At 74.9% G+C, this 3,680-nt stretch carries 3 protein-coding genes; all 3 read right to left on the bottom strand.

The annotated features are described in order from the left end of the window. A partial coding sequence (holA, locus tag TA90_RS00840) for a DNA polymerase III subunit delta (protein ID WP_043534135.1) occupies positions 1–803 on the bottom strand: 803 nt, incomplete at its 3' end. Between the two features lie 89 nt (positions 804–892). After that, the gene (locus TA90_RS00835) at positions 893–2,674 is read right to left on the bottom strand and encodes a ComEC/Rec2 family competence protein (protein WP_147513297.1); all 1,782 of its coding nucleotides are present in this window, start codon (positions 2,672–2,674) and stop codon (positions 893–895) included. Continuing rightward, a complete protein-coding gene (locus TA90_RS00830) occupies positions 2,671–3,486 on the bottom strand; it encodes a ComEA family DNA-binding protein (protein ID WP_052450330.1) in 816 nt (271 codons plus the stop codon). The genes TA90_RS00835 and TA90_RS00830 overlap by 4 nt, the downstream gene beginning before the upstream one ends. Positions 3,487–3,680 lie beyond the last annotated feature (194 nt).

Genomic DNA, 3,680 nt, shown 5'->3' with positions numbered 1-3,680 from the left:
GGAGCCATTCCCAGGCGACCCGGGGCCCCTCCGGCCACCGGCACCTTCGCCATGCCCCGCAGCTTCATGGCCAGTGCCGCCACGAGCGGAACGGGGTCCGTGCCCGTGTCGAAGGCGTGGCGCAGGAGGGTGAGGGCACGTGCGGTCTGCCCCCCGATGGCGGCGTCGGCGACCTCGAAGCCCGTGGCCTCCACCCTGCCGGAGTGGTAGCGGTGCACGTCGGCGAGGGTGATGCGCCCCTCGACGTCCCCGATGAGTTGGGCGACACCTGCGGCCAGTGACCGCACGTCGTTGCCCAGGGCGTCGACCAGTGCCTGGGCGGCGTCCTGGTCGATGGTCCGTCGCGCGGCGCGGACGTCGGAGTTGACCAGGTCCAGCTTGTCGCGCGCGCTCTTGATGGGGTCCGCTGGGATGACGGGGAAACCCGCCCTGGCGATGGCGTCGAGCAGCTTCTTCCCCCGGGTGCCACCGTTGTGGCGCAGGAACAGCCACACGTCGGGGGCGGGCGCCGCCACGTAGGCCAACAGGTCGTTGAGGAGTGAGTCCGACATGGTCTCCAGGTCAGGGACCACCAGGAGGCGGGACTCCCCGAAGAGGGAGGGCGAGGTGTAGACGTCGAGCTGTCCGGGTTGGTAGGTGGCCGCGGGGATGTCCGTGCGCTCGGTGGCGGGGTCGGCCTCCAGGGCGAGGTGGCGCAGACGGTCCATCGCGCGGTCGGCGAGCAGGCCCTCCGATCCCCTGACGAGGACGACCGGGGCGAGCTCGATGCGGCTGGGGGCCGCGCCCCTGCCTCGCTGGGCCATCTGTGTCCTCCCCCGCGCGGGTACCGGGTCCGCGCGCCTCCCGCCGGACCTTCCCCACAGTCTCCCACGACCCACCCCCACCTGGATCGTCACGGGCGCCCTCGTCGCGGTGGTCGCCTTCGGCGGGACCGACCGCGCGGGAGGGCCCTCCGGCGTCGACCGTCGGGACTCCGCGGCGGTCGACCGGCCCGGAGAGGGGCGATGCCACCTGTCACAGCTCTGCCGTACCCCTGTGGCGGCTCCCGGAGGATGCTCCGTCGCCTCCCCACCTCCCGTCGGCCCCCCGCACGTCGGACCACGCGCACACCCAGCAGCCCCGTGGCAGCGAGCAGGAGCAGGCCAGCGATCCCCGGGGAGCCGCCGGGCCAGGGCAGTCGCGCGAGGGGCCATCCGGCGACCGTCCCGCCGACCGCGGCGATCCACCCGGTGAAGAACTCCGCCCCGCCCGCAAGCCGTTCGGCCCCGCGCGGCCACCAGGGTGCCACGCAGGCCGCCGCGATCCCCAGGAGCGAGGCCGGGGCCACCGCGGGTGCGGCCAGGACATTGGCCACCACCCCCCAGGTCGGCAGCCACGGGTTGAGCAGCAGCAGGACGGGGGCCACCATCAGCTGGGCCGCCACCGGAACGGCACCCACCGCCACGGCACCCGTCAGCGCCCGACCGGCCGGGGTGTCCTCCCGCGCGAGTCGGCGGACCCTCCGCGTCCAGGTGGCTGCGGGCCCCACCACACCCCATGTCGCGAGCACGGACAGGGCGAAGCCGAAGGAGCGCGCGGACCAGGGATCCACCAGCAGGACGGCCACCACCACCGCGCACAGCGCCGCATGGGCCTGGCCGGGTCGACGCAGGAGCAGCCCGCACACCCCGACCCCGGCGGTCGACACCGACCTCACCACGGAGGGCTCCGGCCCGACCACCGCCACGAGGGCGCTCATCGTCACCACTGCCGCTGCTGCCCGTGCCCACCCACGACCCGGCACCACCGCGACCACGACGCCCAGGAGGATCGCGACATGGGAGCCCGACACGGCGGTGAGGTGGGTCAGGGAGGAGGTGAGCATCGCCTGGCGCAGGGTCTCCTCCATCCGCCTGTCGTCGCCGATCGCCATGCCCGGGACGAGGGCCCGCCCCTGGTCGGACAGGCCGGCGCAGGCCCGGACGAGTGCCGCCCGCACCTCCCTGACCGCCCCGACCCATCCGCCCGGGCGGAGGAGCAGCTCGGGGTCGTCCGCGCGCAGGGTGCCCGCGAAGGGCGGGTCCGCCCGGAAGCCCGCATCGACACGCCCTGACAGGCTCACCACGTCACCGCGGGCCAGGTGGCCCCATCCCGTTCCCGTGGCGTACATGCGTGCAGAACTGGGTCGGGCCTCCCTCGCGCCCATCATTGCAGTCCCCGCGGTCGGACGGCCCGTGACCTCGGTGACCCGCACCGTGGCCGCGTGGGCACCGGTCTCCCACCGGGACCTGGTGGGCGTGGGGTCCTCCAGGAGGACGGCCGTCACCCACAGTCGCTCCGCTCCCCCGGCCACGAGTCCGACGGTGGGGTCCCGGGAGTGCGCCGACTGGGCGCCCGCCCCGCTGACCAGGCCGCAGGTACCCGCGCAGGCGAGGAGCGCCAGCCCCAGGCGCAGTGATCCACCCGGGGTCAGGGCGTGCGCGCCCGGGGTGCGCGGACGGGACCGCGTGTCCCTCCACCACCACAGTGCCAGGGCGAGCGCCCCCGCGGCCGCCGCGCCGGCCAGTGGAACCGCGACCCGGGGTGCGCCCGGCCCGGAGGTCCCCACGAGGACGCCCACCCAGGCTGCGAGCGCGGCGGGGAGGAGCCGCAGGTCCACCATGGTGGGAGCCCTCACCACAGCTGGCCCGGTCACTGGCACGTCCCCTGCGAGATCCGCTGGACCAGTGTCGGGCCGATGCCGCTGACGTCGTCGAGTTCCTCCACGGAGGTGAAGGAGCCGACCTGTTCACGGTGGGCGACGATGCGGGCCGCGAGCGCCGGACCGATGCCGTCGAGGGCCTGGAGCGCCTGCTCGTCGGCCGTGTTGAGGTCCACGCAGGTGCTGCCCGCAGCGGGTGCCGGGCCGCCAGAACCCGCTGGTCCTGCGGAAGGTGCGGGCCCCTCCCCCGGGCGGTGGAGGACGATGTGCTCTCCGTCCACGAGGATCCGGGCCATGTTGACGCTCTCGAGGTCCGCATCCGGGAGCGGACCGCCCACGGCGTTGACAGCGTCGAGGACCCGTGAACCGGTGTCGAGCTCGACCACTCCGGGACTGACCACCCGACCCGTCACGTAGACGACGACACGGGGGCCACCTGGCGGGGAGGTCGTGGTCCCGGACGTCTGCGGGGTGGGGCCGGGGGTGCCCGTCGGGGCCCCCGCCCCACCGCCAACCCTCCCCTCCTGCTCCGCCGGGTCTCCCCCGGACTCCCCTGAGGTGCCCACGCTGGCCGGGACTGCGCCTCCCGACTCCACGGTCGCACCGTCGCCGCCCGGTGGTGACAGGTGACGCCACACCGAGGCGGAGGTGATGAGCACGACCACCACTGCGACCACCACCAGCGCGCCGGGACCCGGGAGGACCCGTCGGCGCACGGGCTCGACGTGGTCACCGCGCCGCAGGGCCGCACCGTCGTAGACGGCCTCGGTCAGTCGGCGCATCCGGCGCCTGCGCAGCGGCTCCATCCACCACAAGCTAGCGGCGGGCGCCCGGGGGGACTCCTCCCACTGGGGGACCTGTGCACGGAGGGCGACCGGGTCGGTGCGCCTGTGGACGGTGGGCGACCGCGGTCCCGCGCGTGGGCGACCACGGGAGTGTGGGCGGGCGGATACCATCGCGACCATGAGCGACAACGTGGAGGAACTGCGCGCCCAGCTGG

The sequence above is a fragment of the Actinomyces polynesiensis genome (genome assembly GCF_000820725.1).
Classification (GTDB): domain Bacteria; phylum Actinomycetota; class Actinomycetes; order Actinomycetales; family Actinomycetaceae; genus Pauljensenia; species Pauljensenia polynesiensis.
Note: the sequence above shows the minus strand (reverse complement) of the source record. Positions and strands in the feature narration are given on the sequence as shown.